This is a genomic window from Streptomyces sp. NPDC051738, assembly GCF_044453205.1.
GTDB lineage: Bacteria > Actinomycetota > Actinomycetes > Streptomycetales > Streptomycetaceae > Streptomyces.
In genome coordinates this window covers 261,668-282,260 of the sequence record NZ_JBITCM010000013.1, presented here as the reverse complement: position 1 = coordinate 282,260, position 20,593 = coordinate 261,668, and the positions used below count along the sequence as shown (strand labels likewise).

21 protein-coding genes and 1 tRNA gene are annotated in these 20,593 nt (G+C 68.9%); 14 read left to right on the top strand and 8 right to left on the bottom strand.

The window, feature by feature from the left end:
* Positions 1-298 precede the first annotated feature (298 nt).
* The 3 genes from ACIA8X_RS29405 to ACIA8X_RS29395 all read right to left on the bottom strand — a co-directional run bounded on the left by ACIA8X_RS29405 (position 299) and on the right by ACIA8X_RS29395 (position 3,439).
* Positions 299-1,225, bottom strand: a complete 927-nt coding sequence (locus tag ACIA8X_RS29405; protein ID WP_399459502.1) for a DUF2637 domain-containing protein — start codon at positions 1,223-1,225, stop codon at positions 299-301.
* A gap of 439 nt (positions 1,226-1,664) precedes the next feature.
* Positions 1,665-2,975, bottom strand: a complete 1,311-nt coding sequence (locus tag ACIA8X_RS29400) for a DUF3631 domain-containing protein (RefSeq protein WP_399459501.1) — start codon at positions 2,973-2,975, stop codon at positions 1,665-1,667.
* A 233-nt stretch (positions 2,976-3,208) separates the two neighbouring features.
* Positions 3,209-3,439, bottom strand: coding sequence for a hypothetical protein (locus ACIA8X_RS29395; RefSeq protein WP_399459500.1), 231 nt, complete (start codon positions 3,437-3,439; stop codon positions 3,209-3,211).
* A 94-nt stretch (positions 3,440-3,533) separates the two neighbouring features.
* Here ACIA8X_RS29395 and ACIA8X_RS29390 point away from each other — a divergent pair, with 94 nt between their 5' ends.
* Both ACIA8X_RS29390 and xerC read left to right on the top strand, forming a co-directional pair.
* Positions 3,534-4,223 carry a helix-turn-helix domain-containing protein gene (locus ACIA8X_RS29390; protein ID WP_399459499.1) on the top strand — a complete coding sequence of 230 codons (690 nt, stop codon included), beginning with the start codon at positions 3,534-3,536 and terminating at the stop codon, positions 4,221-4,223.
* Entirely contained in the window at positions 4,220-5,893 is a 1,674-nt protein-coding gene (gene xerC, locus ACIA8X_RS29385; protein WP_399459497.1) for a tyrosine recombinase XerC, read from the top strand. The genes ACIA8X_RS29390 and xerC overlap by 4 nt, the downstream gene beginning before the upstream one ends.
* Before the next feature lie 640 nt (positions 5,894-6,533).
* Here the strand turns inward: xerC and ACIA8X_RS29380 are convergent.
* Together ACIA8X_RS29380 and ACIA8X_RS29375 are read right to left on the bottom strand one after the other, a co-directional pair.
* Positions 6,534-7,292: a hypothetical protein gene (locus tag ACIA8X_RS29380; protein ID WP_399459496.1), complete on the bottom strand. Its 759-nt coding sequence runs from the start codon at positions 7,290-7,292 to the stop codon at positions 6,534-6,536.
* A 910-nt stretch (positions 7,293-8,202) separates the two neighbouring features.
* Positions 8,203-8,940, bottom strand: coding sequence for a GntR family transcriptional regulator (locus tag ACIA8X_RS29375; RefSeq protein ID WP_399459495.1), 738 nt, complete (start codon positions 8,938-8,940; stop codon positions 8,203-8,205).
* 228 nt (positions 8,941-9,168) lie between these two features.
* Between ACIA8X_RS29375 and ACIA8X_RS29370 the strand changes: the two genes are divergently transcribed.
* The 10 genes from ACIA8X_RS29370 to ACIA8X_RS29325 all read left to right on the top strand — a co-directional run bounded on the left by ACIA8X_RS29370 (position 9,169) and on the right by ACIA8X_RS29325 (position 15,435).
* On the top strand, positions 9,169-9,504 hold the full coding sequence (locus ACIA8X_RS29370; protein ID WP_399459494.1) for a hypothetical protein: 336 nt from the start codon (positions 9,169-9,171) through the stop codon (positions 9,502-9,504).
* Between the two features lie 2 nt (positions 9,505-9,506).
* On the top strand, positions 9,507-10,853 hold the full coding sequence (locus ACIA8X_RS29365; RefSeq protein ID WP_399459493.1) for an FtsK/SpoIIIE domain-containing protein: 1,347 nt from the start codon (positions 9,507-9,509) through the stop codon (positions 10,851-10,853).
* Between the two features lie 82 nt (positions 10,854-10,935).
* Positions 10,936-11,106 carry a hypothetical protein gene (locus tag ACIA8X_RS29360; RefSeq protein ID WP_399459492.1) on the top strand — a complete coding sequence of 57 codons (171 nt, stop codon included), beginning with the start codon at positions 10,936-10,938 and terminating at the stop codon, positions 11,104-11,106.
* A 74-nt stretch (positions 11,107-11,180) separates the two neighbouring features.
* Positions 11,181-11,819, top strand: coding sequence for a DUF2637 domain-containing protein (locus ACIA8X_RS29355; RefSeq protein ID WP_399459491.1), 639 nt, complete (start codon positions 11,181-11,183; stop codon positions 11,817-11,819).
* Positions 11,820-11,839: 20 nt separating this feature from the next.
* On the top strand, positions 11,840-12,025 hold the full coding sequence (locus tag ACIA8X_RS29350; protein ID WP_399459490.1) for a mobile element transfer protein: 186 nt from the start codon (positions 11,840-11,842) through the stop codon (positions 12,023-12,025).
* A gap of 16 nt (positions 12,026-12,041) precedes the next feature.
* The gene (locus ACIA8X_RS29345; RefSeq protein ID WP_399459489.1) at positions 12,042-12,419 is read left to right on the top strand and encodes a hypothetical protein; all 378 of its coding nucleotides are present in this window, start codon (positions 12,042-12,044) and stop codon (positions 12,417-12,419) included.
* A gap of 92 nt (positions 12,420-12,511) precedes the next feature.
* A complete protein-coding gene (locus tag ACIA8X_RS29340) occupies positions 12,512-12,697 on the top strand; it encodes a hypothetical protein (RefSeq protein WP_399459488.1) in 186 nt (61 codons plus the stop codon).
* A gap of 4 nt (positions 12,698-12,701) precedes the next feature.
* Entirely contained in the window at positions 12,702-14,099 is a 1,398-nt protein-coding gene (gene repSA, locus ACIA8X_RS29335; RefSeq protein ID WP_399459487.1) for a replication initiator protein RepSA, read from the top strand.
* Complete coding sequence (locus ACIA8X_RS29330) at positions 14,099-14,311, top strand: excisionase family DNA-binding protein (RefSeq protein WP_399459486.1); 213 nt, start codon at positions 14,099-14,101, stop codon at positions 14,309-14,311. Before repSA ends, ACIA8X_RS29330 begins: the two co-directional genes overlap by 1 nt.
* Positions 14,311-15,435 (top strand): tyrosine-type recombinase/integrase, encoded by a 1,125-nt coding sequence (locus ACIA8X_RS29325; protein ID WP_399459485.1) that lies wholly within the window; start codon positions 14,311-14,313, stop codon positions 15,433-15,435. Before ACIA8X_RS29330 ends, ACIA8X_RS29325 begins: the two co-directional genes overlap by 1 nt.
* Positions 15,436-15,525: 90 nt before the next feature.
* Here ACIA8X_RS29325 and ACIA8X_RS29320 read toward each other — a convergent pair.
* Positions 15,526-15,598, bottom strand: a tRNA-Arg gene (locus ACIA8X_RS29320).
* Positions 15,599-15,806: 208 nt separating this feature from the next.
* Here ACIA8X_RS29320 and ACIA8X_RS29315 point away from each other — a divergent pair.
* A complete protein-coding gene (locus ACIA8X_RS29315; protein WP_393454927.1) occupies positions 15,807-16,418 on the top strand; it encodes an NADPH-dependent FMN reductase in 612 nt (203 codons plus the stop codon).
* Positions 16,419-16,462: 44 nt separating this feature from the next.
* Here the strand turns inward: ACIA8X_RS29315 and ACIA8X_RS29310 are convergent, their stop codons facing one another.
* Positions 16,463-18,154, bottom strand: a complete 1,692-nt coding sequence (locus ACIA8X_RS29310; protein WP_393454930.1) for an IclR family transcriptional regulator C-terminal domain-containing protein — start codon at positions 18,152-18,154, stop codon at positions 16,463-16,465.
* Positions 18,155-18,307: 153 nt separating this feature from the next.
* On the bottom strand, positions 18,308-19,591 hold the full coding sequence (locus ACIA8X_RS29305; RefSeq protein ID WP_393454932.1) for a M6 family metalloprotease domain-containing protein: 1,284 nt from the start codon (positions 19,589-19,591) through the stop codon (positions 18,308-18,310).
* Between the two features lie 266 nt (positions 19,592-19,857).
* On the opposite strand from ACIA8X_RS29305, the gene ACIA8X_RS29300 reads away from it, so the two are divergent.
* Positions 19,858-20,502: a TetR/AcrR family transcriptional regulator gene (locus ACIA8X_RS29300; RefSeq protein ID WP_393454935.1), complete on the top strand. Its 645-nt coding sequence runs from the start codon at positions 19,858-19,860 to the stop codon at positions 20,500-20,502.
* Positions 20,503-20,593: the final 91 nt, after the last annotated feature.

Here is a 20,593-nt window from a genome sequence, read left to right as displayed (position 1 = left end):
ACAACTTGCTCCGCCCGGGGCTGCCCGTCCGAACGCACGGCGCCAACGGTCCATCAGCGTAGGGGACTTCGTCAGCTGCGGCAGCTCGTCCGGGGCGTTCTCGGGGTGGAGCGGGTCGTGCGTCATGGACGGTTCTCCAGAAAGGCGTGGGGAGGGCGCGCGGGGCAGCGCGAAGATCAGACGGAGTTCGGACGGCTGCCACCTCATCCACAGGTGTGGACGATCACGCGATACGTGGGGGCGGTGACCGGCGGGTCGGGTGACCGGAAGGGTTCCGGTCACCCGGCGGCGGTTCCGGTCAGCCGCTGGGCCGATGGGTCTCGGCTGCGGCTTCGAGTTCGGCTCGGAGGATGGCCATCACCTCGGTCAGCCGCTTGCTGCCGACCGTCAGCCCTTTGTCCTCGACTGCCGTTCGGACGACGGCCCGGGTGAGTTTGCCCTGCTCAGCGGCAGCAGCCCGGCCGATCTCCACGAGTGCCTGGAGTGGGGCGCCGGGCGGACGGCCACCGCGCACCTTGCCCGCTGCAGCGTCGGTCGGCGATTCCCGCGACTGGACGGATACGGCAGCCGACGGCTCAGCGGCCGGGCCGGGCTGAACCAGCAGACCGGCAGGCCGGACGTGCTCGACCGGAGCCTCGCCGGACTGGCCGACCGTGGTGGCCGACGGCTCGGCGGGGTGGACGGATGTGGTGGCCGGTGGTTGCGGCATCTGCGCGTAACCGGGGGCCGAATGGTCGACGACAGGCCGCGCGACGAGCTCATGGATCTGCCGCATCAGCACGCCGAAGGCCACCATCGCGGCGGCCGGGGGAACCGCGGCGACCACGTAGTCGAGCAACGGGACACTGCCGACGTCGCGTGTGCCGGTCACCCCGGCCACGTTGAGCCCGATGGAGCCGAATGATCCGATGGCGGTGACGCCGATGGCCCATTTGTCAGTGACGCGGCGCAGGCCCGCACGGAGCATGAGGAGCTCGCCCGCGACGATGAACGCGTCCAGCGTCGCGGGCCACGCCCATCGGCGGGTCGGCGAGTCGCGAAGTCCGTGCTGGGCGGCGACCTCGGCCAGGTGTGCGTAGGAGAGCCAGAACGCCCCGGCGGTCAGGGCCACGATGACGATGCCGGCCGTGCGGAGCACGTACTGCTCCGCAGTGAGCTTCGTCTTCGCTGGTTGCTCCTGACCGGGCTGGTCGCCGCGCGGCGGGCGGTCTCGGCGACGGGACATGAGAGGGAGCCTCAAGCGGGATACTCCTGGGGTGGTGGTGTGGTGCGTCTTTGGCGTCTTTGGCGTCTTGGCCGTTGCAGGCGCAGGTCACAGCGGGTACGGCAACCGCCTCGGCCCTCCGTCTTGCGAGCGCTGCATGCGTCCTGTTCCGAGACGGAACAAGCGCGGGACGTCCTGGCGGGCCTGGTGTCGATGTGGCCGTGCCCTGAGTCGGGACGGTGGCGTTGCGTCTTCCGTCCCGGTGGGCAGGGCTGCGACCTGCGGCGATACGGCAGGACGGCGGCGGACGGCACAAGACGGATACGGGCGGCGTCTTGGCGGCAGGGGTGCGATTGATGATCGCGTTTCCGTCTTGGCCCCGGTTGCCGTCTTGCCTGTAGGCCGTGTGACCTGCGAGATCACGGCAGGGACGGCAAGTACGGCAACCAGGGGGCGGGCCTCAGTCCTTGCCGCGAGTGGTGTCAGCGTCGACGGGGTGGACGGTGGGGCAGTACCGGCGCCAGGCGTCGAGGAACTTGTTGCGCATGTAGCCCTTGCGCTGGGTCCGGTCGGCCATGCGCACGTTGCCAGGCTTGATCTCGTACGCGCGCAGCATCCTGCTCAGCTCACGCGCGGTGAGCCCGCCCCGTCCCCACTCGGCCCACGGAGCCTCGGGGTCCTGGCGCAGGTGGTGGAGGAGTTCCTCGGTGGACAGGCTGTCCACCTCGCGCTGGGCGTAGAAGACCCGGCGGATGTCGGCGAGGATCCGCGCCCCGCTGGGGTGGTCCTCCTCGGCCGCCACTTCGGCGGCGACCATCCGCGCACACGCCACCCGCGCCAGCCGGGGCCAGCGCCCGCCGGCCAGGTCGGCGACGATGACCAGGGGCTCCCAGGTGTCCGCGGCACGGTCCTCGACCGGCATGTCCGGCTCCAGGTCCGCGGCCTCGTCCAGCAGCGGCCTGGCCCACGCGGCAATGCGGTCGCGCAGATCATGCAGGGCCGGGATGTCACGGCGAGAACGGAAGGGCTTGACCTTCTCGCCCTCGGCCCGGCGCCGCATACGGATCACCACCGCCCGGTCCATGACCGTGTCGGGCAGGTCACCGATTCCCGCGATGGCCGCCATGGCGAAGGTCGCGAAGCGGTGCGGGGTGTGGTCGTTGCCCACAACCCGGGTCACGTAACGGCCCCGCTGGTGACCGGCGTTGAGCAGGCCGCGCGTCTCCTCGTTCTTCTCCGCGACCTTCGGGCCGAAGATGGTGTCCGCCTCGTCCACCAGGAGCGTGGGCGGGTTGTCCTCGGTGATCGAGCGGAAGATAGCCGCCGGTGTGGTGTTGATGGTGAGCATCGGTTCGTGCACCGTCTCAGTCAGCACGTCCAGGAGACGCGACTTACCGCACCGCTTCGCCGGTCCCACCACCGCCAGCCGAGGGGCGTGCTGCCACGCTGGCTGCAGATGCGTCGCCGCCACCCACAAGGTGATCGCGTCCAGCGCCTCCGGCGAGGGCGGGATCACGAACTGGGCTATCCGTGCGCGCAGTTCGTCCAGCAGCTTCGAGCCGTGCGTCGGCTCCGCATCGGGCATCTCCACGAGTTCGCTCGACGTCTTGGCCTCGTCGGCGCTGCGGGCGTCCGCATCACCGCTAGGGCTCGGATCGGCGCTGTCAGCCTTCGTGGCGCGCAGGTGGGCGCCGGGTCGGCCGGGGATGGCCGCTGCGGGCCAGATGGCCTGCGCGGGGGTGGAATAGGGCTCGGGGTTCTCGGGTTGCACTCGGCAGCTCCTCGTCTGGCGGTGGCGGGCTCGCACGCCCTTGCCGCCGGGTTGGTTCTTCCAGGGCCGTTCGGGGTTGCTCGGGCCTCCGGCGTTGCACCGCCGGGGGCCCACCCCTTTCTCGCGGGCACCAGGCCAGCGCGAGGGAACACGGACCGTACGTCCACGCCCGGCAACAGTCCAGCGTTTCTGTGTCAGCTCAGCGCAGAATGGTCTGCTACGGTCCCCCGCTCTCACGCGGCCAAGCCCAGCAAGGCCAACAGGTCTGCAGTCACCACCCGGTAGGCATTGCCCAACCGCAGCACCTTGCACGGGTACTGGCCGCGCTTCGCCAGCTCGTACCCCTTACTCCGCCCAAGCCCCAACGCCCGGTTGCCCGTCTCCAGGTCAACGGCAGCGGGAAGCTCCAGCAGCTCCTCACGGCTCATGCCCTTCACCCGGCCAACGGGTTCGTACTCGCGCATACGCGCTCCATCCATGACTGAGCCCTCGGCGAACACGACGATCGCGCTCGTCTCCAGGCCATGGAATCAACGCTAGGCAAGTTAATGTGTCTTCATGGCACAACGCCGTTCCGACCATGGATACGAGGACGACACCGAGGTCGACGACCTCGAATGGGAGGACCACGTCATGGCCACCGTGGCCGGCGAGGTCCGCAGACGACGGAAGGAACTGGGGTGGAGCGCACAGGATCTGGCCGACAGGTGCGAGGAGATCGGCTACCCCATCCCCCGCAACGTGATCGCCAACATGGAGTCCGGCCGCCGCGCCAACCTGCCCCTGGTCGAGATCATGGTCCTCGCGAAGGCCCTGCGCATGTCCCCGATCAGCCTGATCTACCCCGTCGGCTACGTCGACGAAGTCCGCCAACTCCCCTACGAAGACCCGCAACCGGCCTGGGACGCGTTGCAGTGGTTCACCGGCAACTCACCGGCTGAAGACGCCACCGACCACATGCTCGACCACTTCCTGGCCCACGACCTCGACGTCCGCTCGGCCCTGGCCGCCGTGGAGAGCGAGGACTACGAGCGCTGGAAGGTCAAGACCGCCCCCAACCGCGTCCAACGGGAAGCAGCCGAACGCGCTCTGGCCCGGTACGCCGACCAGGCCACCAACGCCAAACATGAACTGCGCCGCCACCGCGACGCCATCCGCGAAGCCGGCGGTACCCCACCCCACCTGCCCCCGCAGCTCGACGACGTCGACCCGCCCGAAACCGACCCCACCGAGGAGAACGATCTTTGAAGGGTTCCACCCACCGCCGCTGCTACTGCCGCGACCCCCACACCGGCAAGCCGCTCGGCAAGAAGTGCCCCAAGCTCTCCAGCCGCAAGCACGGCTCGTACTCCATACGCCAGGAGCTCCCGCCCCGCGAGGACGGCACCCGCCGCTCCTTCAGCCGCGCCGGCTACGACTCCCTCAAGGCTGCACAGGCGGACCTCGACCACGTGCGCGCGCTCGTCGGCCTGGCCGACGCCGACGACGCCGAGGGCCTGGCCCAGATAGCCGAGTTGCTGGAGAAGGTGGCCGACGAGAAGGCCCCGCTGCCGGACATCGAGGCGACCCGCAGGCGTCTCAGCCACGGCCTGGACCTGACGAGCCGACTCACGGTCGGCGAATGGCTGGACATGTGGCTGGCGGGCAAGAAGGGGCGGCAGAGCGCCATCAGTCGCGACGAGAGCAACATCCGGGTGCACCTCAAACCGCGGATCGGGCACCTGCGGCTCGACCGCCTCCGGGTTACCCACCTGTCGGAGATGTTCGAGGCCATCGCCGAGGCCAACGTCGAGATCGCCGAGGGCAACGCAGCTCGTCGCAAGGCGTTCGAGGACCTCGCCCAGATCGCCTGGAAGGGGCGCGAGCACCGCGCCCGCCGCAAGGCGATGAAGGCAGCCATCGCCGAGATGGAGCCCTATCGCCGCATCGTGGGCCCGGCCACGCGGCAGCGTGTCCGCTCCACCCTGCGGGCCGCGCTGAACGCTGCGATCGCCCAGCAGCTCATCACCTTCAACCCGGCGGCCCACGTCGAGTTGGACGCGGGCAAGCGGCCCAAGGCTCTCGTGTGGACCGAGGAGCGCATCCTCCACTGGAAGCGCACCGGCGAGAAGCCGTCGCCGGTGATGGTCTGGACGCCGGAGCACACCGGCCTCTTCCTCGACCACGTCGCGGAGGACCGCCTGTACGCGCTCTTCCACCTGATCGCGTTCCGCGGGCTGCGGCGGGGCGAGGCGTGCGGCCAGAAGTGGACCGATACCAACCTGGACGCTGGTCTCATCACCGTCGCCAAGCAACTCGTCGTCGACGGCTGGGAGGTGTACGAGGACGACCCCAAGACCGACGCTGGCGCGCGCACCATCGCGCTGGACTCCGACACGGTCCAGGCTCTAAAGCGGCACCGCGCCCAGCAGGACAAGGACCGCAAGGAGTGGGGGAGCGCCTGGGTGGAGACCGGACGCGTCTTCACCCAGGAGAACGGCGAGATGCTCCATCCCGCCAACGTCACACGGCGGTTCATCGAGTTGTACGAGAAGATCGGCCTCCCACCGGTCCGGCTCCACGACCTCCGCCACGGCGCCGCGACCCTCGCCCACGCGGCCGGGGCCGACCTGAAGGACATCCAGGAGATGCTCGGCCACTCCTCGATCACCATCACGGCCGACACGTACACGAGCCTGCTCCCCGAAGCGGACCTGGCGATCGCCGAGGCCGCAGCCCGGCTCGTCCCGCGCGCCCGCGCCACCTCCGAGAACACCGCCCCCGAAGCGGAGCCCGAGCCCCACGACACGGAACATCCCGGCCCGAAGTCCGTGCTGGATGATGCTGATCGGTTGGGAGAAATTCCGGAGATCAACTCTCCGTCCGCTCACGCACCGCTCACGCAAACGGCCCCGGACGAGGAGTCCGAGGCCGAATAGGAGCCCTCCCTGGGGGAGAAACCCCAGGTCAGAGCGGTAAAGCGTTGTGCCCCCGGCAGGATTCGAACCTGCGACACCCGCTTTAGGAGCGAGGTTAGGTGATCATGCCACTGACCTGCTGCTTACCGACCTCAGGCCGATTGCGGGTGTCGGCCTCTTGCTCACCGTGATTCCCCGTTGCTCCCCGCCTGTTCTGGCACGAGAGTGGCACGGAGGCGGTCCTTGAAAGACAATGGCGGGCGGTCCCGAGGGAACCACCCGCCCCAAGCCGTGGCCTGCCCTGTCATGCAGAGCCGAGCCATGTCCAGCCTTAACCTGCCTGGACAAGAAGGCTACCGGATGATCGATGGAGCGCCGACTTTGAGATCGGGCCTCATCTCTGTCAGGTCGATCACGGGGTCTCTTCAGGGTCGACCAATCGCCTAGGCCTCAGCCCGCGTGCGACGTCGCCCGCGTCAGTGGGTTGTCCCGGCGCGAAGAGGGCGTGTGGGTTGTGCCGATCATTCGTTCCTGGACTCCTGCATCTTCTTCAACCGGCACCAGGTGAAGGTCCACGCCGCCAGGTCCCGAATGCCCGCACGCCTCCAGGAAAGCGCAGCAGCGTGGACACGGCGGGATCGACGTACTGCCGTTGAATCTGCTACCAGTCTCCGCAGGAGGAAGTGCGGTCATTCCATCCATAGGGCCTCAGGCTACGAACGCTGGCATACCCTGTCCCTGCCGGCACGACGTGGTACCAGAGCGGTCCCTCGAAGTTCTTCGCGTCGGACAATTGGACCACGCCGATCGACCACATCTCGAATGACGAGATTCTGTCGTTCCAGTCGCCCCCGAAGAGGGGGTCATATTTCACCTTTGACAGGCGCCAGAACCCCCTATTCGGCCCACAGCCAATGCGGCCGCCTTTCAAGTCGTCGTCTTCGAACCAAATAGCGCCGGGATTCATTCGCTGATTCCGCGGAAGGCTGGGTATGTCGCGGTACCTCTGGAAGTACTCGAACTGCAGCCAATCAACCATGAGGTTTCGATCGTCTACGACCAGCATGTGATCTTTGCCGGGTGATGTGAAGAAGTGAAGCTCCTGGCCGTTGAAGCGCTCGATGGCCGCGGGGTCGTAGAAGGTACCGTCAAGAACGAACGGTACCTCTGGGACTACATGCTTGATGTTCGCGACCACTGATGGATCGGCTTTGCGTCGCATACTCGCAAAGTCCGGTCCTGCAACGGCGCCTTCCGACCCGTTAGCCTCCGCTTCTTCTTTGAGTATGTGCAGGCCTTCCTCAAGAGAGGTGATACCCTCTCGCTTGAGTTCTGCGATGCCGTCTTCTATCTCGGCATCGCCTTTCACGATTGCTGTGAGCAGGTCCAGCGACTTGTCACTCTTCGGCTCCACGCTCATGACGCCTCCAGGGAGCGATAGTTGAGGATGGAACTGCCTTCGGGTGTCCCGGTAGGACTGGTTGAAGATTTAGAGATCCGTGGAAGGTGGTGCAGTGTCTGTAATCGCCACCCTCTACCAGGGAAACACATCTCGGCGCGAATCGAAACTCGCACAAGATGTCATCGAATCAACTAATATCAGCTTTCGCTGACGGCCAGTCAGGGCTTGTACGTCGGCCTCGCGCATAAGCAGGTTCGCCCATCTACGATCTGCACCCCGGTCGTCACCAGGATCGTCAACTGGGCCAGGCGAGTGGGACGCTCGGTGAGACCGTGCGCGTCCTTGCCTGCGACGGTTCAAAAGGTGTGTATCCCGGCGGTCGGTCGGGATACACGCACGTGGCGTGTGGGTGGTGCCGATCATTCCTCCTGGACTCCTGCACTTTCTTCAACCGGCATCAGGTGAAGGTCCACGCCTCCAGGTGCTTGCAGTTCCGAGCCCACCACTCTCCCCAGCTCCCATCCCGTCCGCCGTCGACCCACACACCGTGGAGCGGGCGTGGTTCATGGCGTCCAGGTGGAGCGCGCCACTGTACGAACGACCTGGACGCCATGGGCCGCGTCTGCTCGGCTCTGCCTGGGTCGATGGTGGACGGGATGGGAGCACCCCGCGCACGCCACTACGGACCCGCGGTCGCGAACGGCGCCCCCTCCATCCCGGTGCAGGCCGATCCCCCGCCGGAGGCGTGCTCTGACCGTGGCTTGCCCGTCTCGGGCTCTACCGTCCGGGCCGTAACATGCTTGCGGCCCCAGGGGCCGGCCCCAGCGCCGAAGGCGCAGGGGGCCGAGCCCAAGGGGCCAGCCCGCGCTTTGCGCGGGCCCTTGATGAGGTAGAGAAACCTGTAACAGGTGCCGCGCCGCCCGGTCGGTCAATCGATGTTGTACTCAGCGGAGAGTTCACGCCCGGTTCCAAGGAAGTCTTGGGCATACTCGGTCGGCTCGCCGTGCTGGTCTGTGTACTGGTTGGTCAAGGTCAGAGCCGGAGTCCCGACTTCTGCACCGAGTACCTCGGCAATGTCTCCGGGAACTGGCGCCATAGCTACTACGTCGCGTCGTCGAACTGCTCGACGGCCTGTCCGCTCTTCGATCAAGCCGAAGGTCATCTTGGGGAGTGGTCCAGTCTCAAGCAACTCCGGGGCCGCTTCGGCTAGGTCGCTGGCCAGATACGACGTGGACACGGCCACAACTCCGTCATCGTCGCGGTAGACCCGTCGACGTTCAACCACCTGGTCACCCTCGTTGATCTTCAACCCGTTGGCGACATGCGCTGGCGCTGGAACCAACTCGGCGCTCAAGATCTCGACGGTTTCCCTGTCGCGGAAGCCACTACCAGTTGCTCGCAGCATCTGAAGGCGGTCCGGACCGCTCGTCAGCTTCCTGCCGAGGTCGACGAACGTTCCCTGTGACGACGACCGTACGTAGCCCTCGTCCTGAAGCTGCTTGATCGCCTTTGCCGCTGTGGCTGTGGCGACTCCCCATTCCCGAGCGACGTCCGCGATTGAGGGCAGCTTGGATTCTTGGGGCAGCTCTCCGTCTTTGATCTTTGCGCGGAAGTGGTCCGCGATCTGCACGAACGGTGGTGCAGCTCGTTGCACCTTCGGTGTCATGTCTCCTCCACGGCGCCTCGCGCCTTCCTTGTCAGCGTGCTAGCGCCCGAAGCCTTCGCGCCCTAGCACGCATCTCAATGGTAAGCCGCGAACCTCCTTGAGGTCCCGCTGGATATCGGTCCGTCACAGGCTTGACAGGCGCGTACTAGTACGCGCATCATCGACGTAAGCTAGTACGCGATGAAGGTGTGCGATCTAGTACGCCTCCCTACGTGGAAAGAGGCAGGTATGCCGTCGTTCAAGATCGACCTCTCGACCGCTGTGGTGTTCGTGGCGACCGCGCCGGAACCGAAGATGATCAACAAGCGGACCGGTGAGCGGGCCGTGGACCGTGACAACCCGGACGTGGGCATGTCCACGGTGGGCCTGCTGGTCTCGGACGAGGGGGAGGGCAACCTCTACCAGGTCACCGTTCCGGAGACCGGTCTTCCCGCGAGCCTCGTGCCGGGTACGCCGGTGGCGGTCACCGGGCTCAAGGCCCGTGACTGGGAGAACGAGTTCAACGGCCAGAAGCGGCACGGGATCAGCTTCCGTGCGGTCGCGGTCACCGCATTGGGGGCCTGATCGTGGCTGACCTCGGGACCTGGTTCGAGCTGGGCGGCCTTGCGGCCGGTGCCGGTGGGCTCGGCTACGCCAAGTACCGCGCTCCGCGCGTGTACTGGTCGCTGGTCGGCCTGCCGGTCACCTGGGGCCGGTTCACCTGGACCTACCGCGACACGATGGAGGTGTGCGGGCTGACGGTGCGGCCGTCCGGCTTCCGTGCCTTCGTCAAGCGCAGCGTGGTCCGCAGCGAGGTCCGGCCGGTGGCGCCGAAGGTTCGCCGGGTCCGCCCGACCTCGACCGGCCTGCGGGTCACGCTCCGGCTTCCGGCCGGTCTGGAGCCTGCCGACCTCGCCGCGTCGACCGAACGTCTCCGCCATGCGTGGGGAGTGCGGTCGGTGACCGTGGCGGAGACCAAGCCCGGCTATGTCGAGCTGCGGATGACCGGCTACGACGTGCTCAGCAAGGTCACACTGCCACGCAAGGCGCAGCCCCGTGACCTGGTCGTACCGGTGGCGCTGCGGGAAGACGGCACAGTCTTCGAGCGGGACTACCGCAAGGCTCCGATGGCGCTGACCCTGGGCGCCAACGGGTCCGGCAAGTCGGTGTATCAGCGCAACCTGATCAAGGGCCTGGCTCAGCTGCCGGTTGGGTTGATCGGGATCGACTGCAAGCGCGGTGTCGAGCAAGGCCGCTACGCGTCCCGTCTGTCGGCGCTGGTCACCAACCCGGAGGGCGCCGGGCTCCTGATCGACGCGCTCGTTGCGGAGATGGAAGAGCGCTTCGATCTCCTCGCCCTGTACGGCGTATCGGACCTGTGGGAACTGCCCGATGAGGTGCGGCCGGTGCCGCTGGTCGTCCTGGTCGACGAGATCGCTGAACTGTTCCTGGTGACCTCGAAGAAGGACGAACCGGCTCGTGACCGTACGGTCATGCAGTTGGTGCGCCTTGGGCAGATGGCCCGTGCGATCGGCATCTACCTGGAGGTGTGCGGGCAGCGGTTCGGCTCCGACCTCGGCCGCGGTGCGACCGCGCTGCGGGCTCAGCTCACCGGCCGGGTGGTGCACCGCGTCAACGACAAGCAGACCGCCGAAATGGGCCTGGGTGACATCGCCCCGGACGCGGTGATGGCCGTGACTGCGATCGCCCCGGACCGTCCGGGTGTGGCGGTGGCCGGTGACACCTCCGGCGGCTGGTCGCGCATCCGCACCCCCGAGACCACTCCGGACGAAGCCGCCGCCGTGTGCCGGGAGTTCGCCCACCTGACCCCGGTCCTGCCGTTCCTGGCCCCGTTCCGGCCGGTCGGACAGATCGCCGTGCCGCCGATGCCCGCCGTGCCGCCGCTCGTACCGGCGCAGCCTGTCGGCGAGTAACACCCCCTGCTCCACGGTCGGCGCGACCGCCTCGCGCCAGGTCCCTACCCGAGCCATGCCGAAAACCGGAAGGAGATCGCTCATGGCCCCGCGCAAGACCTCCAAGCCCAAGGTCAAGCCGTGCCCGGCCTGCAAGGGCACCGGCGAGGTCTCCCGCACCGTCCGCGTCGGCCGCAAGCAACGGGTGGCCGGACAGCAGACCGGCATCTGCCTGGGCTGCCTGGGCGCCTGTGAGATCCCCGCCGACGACTGAACCTGCCGGGGCCGGGCGGCCGGACAGCGTTCCCCGCCCCGCCCCTGGCCCAACTCCCCGAAGGAGGTGAAGACATGGCCCGCTCACTCCGCGTGGACGCCGTAATCATCCAAGCCGTGATCGCTGGCGCGCTGTCCTTCGCCCACCTGCACGACCTCGCCGCAGCCGCCGGGCAGACCGGTTGGAAGGCCTGGGCCTACCCGGTCTCCGTCGACCTGCTCTTGGTCGCCGTGTGGCGCAGGCTGCGCACCGACCGCTCCACGCTGGCCTGGTTCTGGTTCCTGGTCGCCCTGGTCGCCTCGCTCGGCGCCAACATCGCCACCGCTGGACTCCTCGACCTCGACCACGTCCCATCCTGGCTGCGCATCCTCGTCGCCGGATGGCCTGCGCTTGCGTTCCTGGGCGGCACCTTGCTGGCCCATGCGCCGACTTCGGCCGGGGACCGGGTGCCGGTTCCGCCGGCGCCCGCAGCCCCGGCCCCCGCACCCGCTCCCGAGCCGGACTCCGGACCCGAGCCGATCCCTACTGCGCAGCCTGCCCCCGCGCTGCCGGAAGCCGCCCCGAGCGTGCCCCCGGCGCTGGTCGACCACGCCCGGAAGGTCGCTGCCGAGCACCGCACCCGCACCGGCACTGACATCGACACCGCCACCCTGCGCGCCCGCCTCGGGATCCCTGAGGGCCTCGCTGGCGCGATCGTCGCCCAACTCGCCTAGCAGACAAGGAGGTTCACCCCGTGCGCCCGAACCGCTTCTACGAGGTGATCCGCATCGGACCGGTCAAGGTCGGCACGTTCAACAACGGCCGTGGCCAGACCAAGCACACCGCCGCGTGCACGGCACCGAAGTGCGGCTTCTCGACCGAGCACGGTGACCGCTCGGCTGCCGAACTCGCCGCCCGTACCCACCGCTGCACCGCCTGACTGGGAGGGCTGACCTGTGCAGTTACCCGAGGACCAGCTTCGTGCCGGTCACATCCCCGCCGACCTCTACCGGCAGATCCCGTACGGCACCGACGTCCGCAAGGTCGTGATCGTCCAAGAGGCACCGCGCTCCTACAAGGGCCCGATCGTCCTCACCCTGGTCATCGCCACCTGCTCCGTGGTGGTCCTGCTCGTGATCGCCTTCGTCGCCCAGATCGTCGCCGGTGCGGCCGTCGCGGTCCTCTCGGCCTCCGGCGGACTCGGCTACACGATCAACCGGGCGTCGAAGCAGAAGCGGGAGTTATCCCGTGCGGGCACCCGTCGGCGCTCCCGCGCGCCGCGCAAGCACCCCGTACGCCGGTCCGTCCGCTCGACGCGCCGCTACCGCAAGTAGCGCCCCCCGGGGCGGCCTCAACCGCCAAGTATCCGCCGCCCCGGACGGCTCACCACTTCCCGATCTTCCAATCCGAAAGGGCTCTGTCCATCATGCCTGTCCGTCTCTCGAACCGTCCGGTCTGCCACTACTGCGACGGCTTCCCGGTCGTCGCGATCACCACCGGCGTCCGGCACCGCAACGGCTCCCGCGTGACCCTCACCGTCATCTGCCCCGTTTGCCAGGGCACCGGCCACAGCCACTCGCCCGCCGCCGCCCTCGCCCTGGTGGGGAAGTGATCGTGTGACCGACACCGCCACTCTGGCGGGTCTCGATGCGGCCACCCTCGCCGACGTGCTGAGGGTGGCCGCATCGGATGGCTTCGACCGCTGGCAAGAACAGATCAAGCGCACGGGCGGCTGCTCCGACCCGATCCGCCTGACCGGCGGCACCAAGACCATCGACCCGGCGACCAAGACCGTGATGCACGCGTACACGACCGAGCACGAGCCGGGCGGCATGCTCCGCATCGCCTGCGGCAACCGCCGCGCCTCCCGCTGCCCGGCCTGCGCCTGGACCTACGCCGGAGACACCTACCACCTCATCCGCGCCGGACTCGTCGGAGACCCCGACAAGGGCACCCCGCCCACCGTCCGCGACCACCCCCGGGTCTTCGCCACGCTCACCGCCCCCTCCTTCGGACCGGTCCACAACCGCCCCGGCAACCGGCCCTGCCGCTGCGGAGTCCGGCACTCCGAGGACGCTCCCGAACTCGGCACCCCGCTGGATGCGGCGACGTACGACTACGCCGGTGCGGTGCTGTGGAACAACCATGCCTCCGAGCTGTGGCGCTACTTCACGATCTACCTCCGCCGCGAGATCGCACGCCGCGCCGGACTCACCCAGACAGCCGCCCGCGAACAGTCCCGCGTCGCCTTCGGCAAGGTCGCTGAGTACCAGAAGCGCGGGGCCGTCCACTTCCATGCGGTGATCCGTTTCGACGGGCCTGACGGTCCCGATGATCCGCCTCCGGCCTGGGCCACCCTCGACCTGCTCGACGACGCCATCCGCGCCGCTGCGGCCCGTGTCGCGGTCGACGTCGACCCGGCCGGAGACCAACCGGCCCGCACCCTGCGGTGGGGCACACAGCTCGACGTGCAGCCGATCGGCGCCTTCGGCCACGGTGAGGAGATCACCGAAGCGGCCGTTGCCTCCTACGTCGCCAAGTACGCCACCAAGGCGGCTGAGACCACCGGCACCGTCGACCGCCGGGTCGGCAACAAGGAAGCCCTGGTGCTGCTCGGGGTGCCGGACCACCCTCGCCGGTTGATTGAAGCCTGCCTGGACCTGCACCCGCTCTACCCCGAGCGCAAGCTCCGGGACTGGGCTCACATGCTCGGCTTCCGCGGCCACTTCTCCACCAAGTCCCGCCGCTACTCGACCACCCTCGGCGCCCTCCGCCGGGTCCGAGCCGACTACCGCGCACAGCAGCAACGCGAAGCCCTCGGCCTGCCCGACCCCGACGACAACCCGGAGGCAACCACGCTCACCCTCGCCCACTGGACCTACGCCGGACACGGCCACACTCCCGGCGAATCCTGGCTCGCTGCCAACATCCACCGCGACATCCAGCACAGCCGCGAGATCGCCCGCGAGGTGCGAGCCGACATGACCGATCTTGAGGCAACGGGGGAGTGGTGATGGCTGATCAACTCTTGGACGTTAAGCAGGTCGCCGTTCGCCTCGGTACAGGCGTCCGCTTCCCTCGTCGGTTGATCGAAGAACGCCGAATCGCCTTCGTCAAGGTCGGTCGCAACGTCCGGATCTCGGAGCGTGTGCTGGATGAGTACATCGCCGCGAACACTGTGCAGCCGGTGACCGTTCGGCCTGGCGTGCTGCGGAGGGTGGCCTGATGGCGAACAACCAGGGCAGGCGTCGCCGGTTCGGATCTGTCCGGCAGCTCAAGTCCGGACGCTGGCAGGCTCGTTACCGTGATCCCGCCACGGGGCAGCTTCGCAGCGCAGAGGAGACGTACGCCACCAAGACCGACGCCGAGGTGGCGCTGACCCTCATCGAGTCGGACATCACCCGTGGCCAGTGGGCCGACCCCGACGCGGGCAAGGTCCACTTTGGTGAGTACGCAACGGCGTGGCTCAAGGATCGCAAGCTTGCTGCCCGTTCGCGCGAGCGGCATGAGTCGGTGATCAGGCTGCATCTGCTGCCCACCTTCGGTGAGCGTCCGCTGTCCTCGATCACAACGGCTCAGGTTCGGGCCTGGCGTACGGCCTGCCTCACGCGGACCGGTGAGCCGACCGTGGTCAAGGCGTACCAGATCATGAGGGCGATTCTGAACACGGCCGTTGATGACGAGCTGATCCGCCGCAACCCGTGCCGGATCAAGGGTGCCGACCGCTACGACGTGCCCGAGCGTCCCACCCTCACGGTGGTCGAGGTGTTCGCCGTGGCCGACGGGATCGCGCCGCGCTACCGGCTGCTCGTCCTCCTGGCCGCGTTCACCGGACTGCGCTTCGGGGAGCTGGCCTCGCTCCGTCGGCGGGACGTCGATACGGAGAACGCCGTGCTCATGGTCCGGCGATCACAGGCGGAAATGCAGACGGGCGCGCTCTTCGACAAGGCGCCCAAGTCCGATGCCGGTGTCCGGCCGGTGGCCTTCCCGACCGAACTCCTGCCGGACGTGAAGGGGCATCTCGACAGCTTCGCCGGGGCTGGCCGTGATGGTCATGTCTTCCTCGGCCCCCAGGGTGGTCGGCTGCGGCGGAGCAACTTCCGGGATGACTGGATCAATGCGCGGACCAAGGCGAAGATCACGGCAGACGTGCACTTCCACGATCTTCGCCACACGGGGAACACCCTTGCCGCGTCCGGTGCGAGCCTGCGTGAGCTGATGACCAGGATGGGCCACAGCACCCCGCGCGCCGCGTTGATCTATCAGCATGTGGTCAGCGGACGTGACCGCGAGATCGCCGATCGCCTCGGCTCGATGATCCGCAAGACGCGGGGCGATGTGGACTCTTAGCGGACTTTGTGGCACGGGTCTGGCACGGCCGTGATCATGCGAAAGGGCCAGTTCGAGAGGATCAAGCCTCTGAACTGGCCCTTTGTCGTGTGCCCCCGGCAGGATTCGAACCTGCGACACCCGCTTTAGGAGAGCGGTGCTCTATCCCCTGAGCTACGAAGGCGAAAGGTGCCCTGACAGCGTAGCGGATGCGTCCCTCGTCGTTCGCCTCGGTTGTCGGTGATCGGTGGCGTGGTCCGGTGATCTTCTTCGGGGCGCCCCGGGTCCGCTTGACCTCAAGTTAGCTTGAGATTTTACGTTGCCTGGGTGGGCCCCGCCCGGAGGCGGCTCGCGATCTCTCCCGACCTACGTCTCAGAACCGAGGTACACCCATGTCTCGATCCACGTCCCAGCCCCCGCTCAAGATCGGCGTCCTCATCGGCAGCGTCCGCCCCGGCCGCTTCGCCGACAAGGTGTCGCAGTGGTTCGTCTCCGAGATCGGGCGGCGTGACGACATGGAGACGCACGTCATCGACCTGTCGGAACCCGCCCTCGCCGACGAGCTCAAGCTCACCCTGGAGCGGTCTGCCGCCCCGGACGGTGCTCCGGACGCCGCCCCGACCCTGGCCGAGCGGATCGCTGGGCTCGACGGGTTCGTCGTCGTCACGCCCGAGTACAACCACGGATACCCGGCCTCCCTGAAGCTGGCCATCGACTACGTCTACGGGGAGTGGCGGGCCAAGCCGGTCAGCTTCGTCTCCTATGGCGGGATGGCCGGCGGCCAGCGCGCGGTGGAGCAGTTGCGCCAGGTCTTCGCCGAGCTGCACGCCGTCACCCTGCGCGACACCGTCAGCTTCCACATGGCGTGGGAGCAGTTCGACGACGCGGGCCGTCCGCACGACACGGACGGCACGTCCAAGGCCGCCTCCGTGCTGCTGGACCAACTCGCCTGGTGGGGACTTACCCTGCGCGAGGGGCGTGCCGCCAGGCCGTACGACGGCTGAGGTCGCCCCGAGCGCCCCCGAGGCCACCCCTCACCCCCGACTCCTCACTCCACCAAAACCCGAGCAAACCGCCCCACCACCCCCAAATCCCCCTCCACTCGCCCAGCCGTCTCCACCACCTCCGGCAGCACCTCCCGTACGCACTCCTCCACCGACCGCCGAGCCGCATGCATCGCCACGTTCACCGCGGCGACCACCCGGCCCGTGCGGTCGCGGACCGGGACCGCCACCGAGCGCAGGCCCTCTTCCAACTCCTCGTCGACCAGGGCGTATCCGAGGGCGCGGACGTTCTCCAGTGTGGTTGTCAGGGTCGTGGGGTCGGTGGTCGTGCGCGGTGTCAGGGGGGAGAGGTGCCCCAACTGGCGTTCCCCGGGCGGGAGAGCCGCCAGGAGTACCCGGCCCATCGACGTCGCGTGGGCCGGGAGTCGCGTGCCGACCGTCACGTTGACGCTCATCACGCGGCTGGTGGCGGCGCGGGCCGTGTACTGGATCTCCTCGCCCGAGGGGGTCAGTACCGCCAGGGACGCCGACTCGTGGACGCGGTCGGCCAGTTCGGCCAGGTGGGGGGTGGCGATCTGGGCCAAGGAGGTGCGGGACAGGGGTGGGAAGCCCAGGGACAGGACGCGGGGGGTGAGCGCGAAGCCCCGGGTGCCGGACTGGCGTACCAGGCCCAGGTGCTCGTAGGTGATGAGCGCCCTGCGTGCCGTGGCCCGGGACAGGCCCGTCGCCCGTGCCACGTCGGTGAGGGTCAGCTCGGCCCGTCCCGCGCCGAAGGCGGTCAGTACGGTCAGTCCGCGGGCCAGCGACTCGACGAACTCCCTGCCCAGTTCCTGCTTGGAGGCGCCCGTCCAGGTCGCCAGGCCCGCCGGTGCCGGGCCGGGCGCGGGCTCGGGCGCCTCGCGCAGTTCGCGTTCCATCTCCGCCACCGCCGTGCGCAGGCGGGGGAGGAGCGTGTCGCGCAGGTTCGCGGCCGTGTGGCGGCTGGTGTGGCTCACCACGTTCGCCACGCAGGCGATACGGCCGCCCGCGCGGGGGTCCTTCACCGGTACGGACACCGCCACAAGCCCCGGCTCGATCAACTGGTCGTCCAGCGCCCAGCCGTCCCTGCGGGCCCGCTCCGCACGGCGTGCGAAGTCCTCGTCGTCTTCGTCGTCCGTGCCGGGTGACGTGTGCTCCCGGGGCGGTACGGCGGGGAAGTTCCGGTCCTGCGGGTCCGCCGCCCGGCGCTCGCGCCACGCCTGCCACTGCGCGTCCGTCCACTCCGTCGCGAACAGCGGGCCCGGCGCGGTGCGTTCGGCGGGGAGCAGGTCGCCGATGCGGAAGCTGAGGGACATCGCTCGGCGGCGGGTCGCCTGGTGGATGAAGCGGATGCCGTCGCGGTCGGCGACCGCCAGGGACACCGACTCGTCCAACTCGTCGGCGAGCGCGTCGGCGTGGGAGGCGAGGAGGGCGGGCAGGCCCAGGGCGGCCAGGTAGGCGTTGCCGAGTTCCATCACGCGGGGGGCCAGCACCACGTCGCGGCCGTCGAGGCGGACGTACCCCATGCGCGCGAGCGTGGACGCGATCCGGTCCACCGTCGAGCGCGCCAGCCCGGTGCTCCGCTCCAGCCCGCTCGCGCTCAGCGTCCCGCCGGACTCCGTCAGCCGCCGCAGCACCGCCACCCCCCGGATCAGCGGCGTGACCGCCTCCGCCGGCACGGCACGGTCGTCGTCGTCCAGGGTCGTCTTCGCGGGCATCGGCTCTCCGTACGGCGTTCGAGGCAGCCCTAACCGTAATCCGCCCCACGCGCGCGTACGGCGACCTCGCCCCACGCGCGCGTACCGCCCTCGCCCCGCCCTCGCACCCACCCTGCCCCAGCCCACCCCCTCCTCACAGCCACCCCCCACCCCCTACCACTCCCGAGTAACCCGCACCCGATAACTCCCCGTAAGATCCGCCCCCGCCACCGCAACCCGCACCCCCCGCTTCTCGTCCCGGAACTCCTCCCCGGGCGCGAACGTCGCGTCCGAAAGTTCGGCGTGGACGTTCGGGCTCCGGGTGCAGCCGCCGCTGTTCTGGTGGGAGTCGTGGACCTTGACCGGGCCCATCCCGGTGTCCACGTCCGCGTCGACCTGGTAGATCAGGACGCCGGGGCGGCACACGGTCTCGTCGTTGCCCTCTCGGGTGCGCAGTTCGATGGCGTAGCCGCTGCGGCGGTCCAGGGGGACGAAAACCAGCTTCGGGCCGCCCTCGCGGGCCAGCGGCGTCAGCTCGTACTCGGCGGTGTCGGTGGTGGTCGCGCACCGTACCTGGGTCGCGTCCAGCCAGCCCAGCTTCCACTTGTGCCAGCCGAGCAAGTCGTTGTTGGCCCCCCAGTCCTCGCTCATGATGTCCCAGTGGCCCACCGCGCCGCCGCCCTCCGCGGTGTACAGGTCGGGCAGGCCGAAGACGTGGCCGTTCTCGTGGGGGAGGACCCGGTAGCCGGTGCGGTGGTAGGTGCCGGAGCCGTCGTCCTGGCGGGAGTAGACGAAGGAGGCGTTGGCGACGGAGACGCCGTCGGCCACCGGGGCCTCCGTGTTGCCCGCGAAGGACACCGACAGGACCGTGTCCAGGGCCGAGGGGCCGGCGTTCGGCGTCACCAGCACGTTGAGGAAGTCGTACGACTTGAAGTCCACCTTGGGATCGGCCGCGGCCACGATGTCCTGGACCAGTTGCCGGTACCCGGGATCGAAGGGCGCGCCGCGCTCTATGCCGTACGCCTTGAAGGACTTGGGCATGCGCAGCCAGCCGGGGATCGGGGTCCGGGGGCGGTAGTCGAGGCGGCCGTAGGAACTGGTGCGGAACCAGTCCTGGGTCTGCGGGAAGAACTCCGCGTAGCGGTCGAGCGCGCGGCCCTGACCATGTGCGTCGGGGAAGTCGACCATCACGGTGAGGGCGTGGACGGTGCCGGTCGAGCGGGAGTAGCCGTGGGTCGTCGGTACGCCCTCCGACATCTGGACCGTCGGCCGGCCACTGATCATGCAGGGGCCGAGGGGGGAGGAGCGGGAGAGCGCGATCGGCCCCGCTCCCGTCGCCGTCAGGGTGCCCGCCGTGTGGTGCCCGGTGCCTGCCGAGGTGCTGACCGCCAGGGTCAGGGCGGCCACGGAGACGAGGGCGACCAAACGGCGGGGGCGTATCCGGCGGCTTGGCTGCATGCATGGGCCCTTCAGTCCATGGCAGCCCGCCGACCGCGCGCTGCGCCCTCTCGATCACCCTGTGTCGAGGGGTGCGCGGGCGCGCGCTGGATGAGACCGAACGTGGGTCCTTGAATCAGAGCCTTGTGACTCAGGTCACAAGAAAACATCTCCGGAGCGGGAAATAACCGGGGAGCTCTTCCCCGTTTAGCCATGTGTCCGAGCGAAACGGGGAGACCTTCCCCGGATCGCCACTCACTGGAACTCACTGACCTCAGGAGTACGCCGTGCAGACCGCAACCCCCGTAGCGCGCAAGGCGACCCGGCCGCGCGCCGACGCCCTGCGCAACCGGGAGCGGATCGTCACCGCCGCCCGGGAGATGTTCGTCGAGTTCGGCCCCGACGTGCCGCTCGACGAGATCGCCCGCCGGGCCGGCGTCGGCAACGCCACGGTGTACCGCAACTTCCCCGACCGCGACGCACTGGTCCGCGAGGTCGTCTGCTCGGTCATGGACCGTACGGCGGCGGCGGCCGAGGCGGCACTCGCGGAGACCGGGGATGCCTTCGAGGCGCTGGAGCGCTTCGTGCACACCGCCGCCGACGAGCGGATCAGCGCGCTGTGCCCGATGGTCCAGAGCACCTTCGACAAGAACCATCCGGACCTGGAGGCGGCGCGCGAGCGGGTCGAGCAGCTCGCCGGGGAGATCATGGACCGCGCCAAGGCGGCCGGCCAGCTGCGCTCCGACGTGGACGTCGGTGACGTCATGCTCGTCGCGGCCCAGCTCAGCCGGCCCCCGGCCGGGACCGGATGCGACATCGCCGACCGCTACGTCCACCGCCATCTGCAGCTGTTCCTGGACGGACTGCGGGCCCCGGCCCGTTCGGTCCTGCCGGGCACGGCGATGACCATGGAGGACCTGCGCCAAGCCTGACCAACCCGTACCGACCTGGCCAACCAGTACCGATCAGTACCGATCAGTTCAGAGCGCGACCGCAGTCACCACACCGAATCTCGGGTCACCA

Bases quoted from the DNA above. Each gene is read 5' to 3' on its own strand.
- ACIA8X_RS29405 (WP_399459502.1), bottom strand. From the start codon at position 1,225: ATGTCCCGTCGCCGAGACCGCCCGCCGCGCGGCGACCAGCCCGGTCAG.
- ACIA8X_RS29395 (WP_399459500.1), bottom strand. From the start codon at position 3,439: ATGCGCGAGTACGAACCCGTTGGCCGGGTGAAGGGCATGAGCCGTGAG.
- ACIA8X_RS29390 (WP_399459499.1), top strand. From the start codon at position 3,534: ATGGCACAACGCCGTTCCGACCATGGATACGAGGACGACACCGAGGTC.
- ACIA8X_RS29380 (WP_399459496.1), bottom strand. From the start codon at position 7,292: ATGAGCGTGGAGCCGAAGAGTGACAAGTCGCTGGACCTGCTCACAGCA.
- ACIA8X_RS29375 (WP_399459495.1), bottom strand. From the start codon at position 8,940: ATGACACCGAAGGTGCAACGAGCTGCACCACCGTTCGTGCAGATCGCG.
- ACIA8X_RS29370 (WP_399459494.1), top strand. From the start codon at position 9,169: ATGCCGTCGTTCAAGATCGACCTCTCGACCGCTGTGGTGTTCGTGGCG.
- ACIA8X_RS29360 (WP_399459492.1), top strand. From the start codon at position 10,936: ATGGCCCCGCGCAAGACCTCCAAGCCCAAGGTCAAGCCGTGCCCGGCC.
- ACIA8X_RS29355 (WP_399459491.1), top strand. From the start codon at position 11,181: ATGGCCCGCTCACTCCGCGTGGACGCCGTAATCATCCAAGCCGTGATC.
- ACIA8X_RS29340 (WP_399459488.1), top strand. From the start codon at position 12,512: ATGCCTGTCCGTCTCTCGAACCGTCCGGTCTGCCACTACTGCGACGGC.
- ACIA8X_RS29330 (WP_399459486.1), top strand. From the start codon at position 14,099: ATGGCTGATCAACTCTTGGACGTTAAGCAGGTCGCCGTTCGCCTCGGT.
- ACIA8X_RS29325 (WP_399459485.1), top strand. From the start codon at position 14,311: ATGGCGAACAACCAGGGCAGGCGTCGCCGGTTCGGATCTGTCCGGCAG.
- ACIA8X_RS29315 (WP_393454927.1), top strand. From the start codon at position 15,807: ATGTCTCGATCCACGTCCCAGCCCCCGCTCAAGATCGGCGTCCTCATC.
- ACIA8X_RS29310 (WP_393454930.1), bottom strand. From the start codon at position 18,154: ATGCCCGCGAAGACGACCCTGGACGACGACGACCGTGCCGTGCCGGCG.
- ACIA8X_RS29305 (WP_393454932.1), bottom strand. From the start codon at position 19,591: ATGCAGCCAAGCCGCCGGATACGCCCCCGCCGTTTGGTCGCCCTCGTC.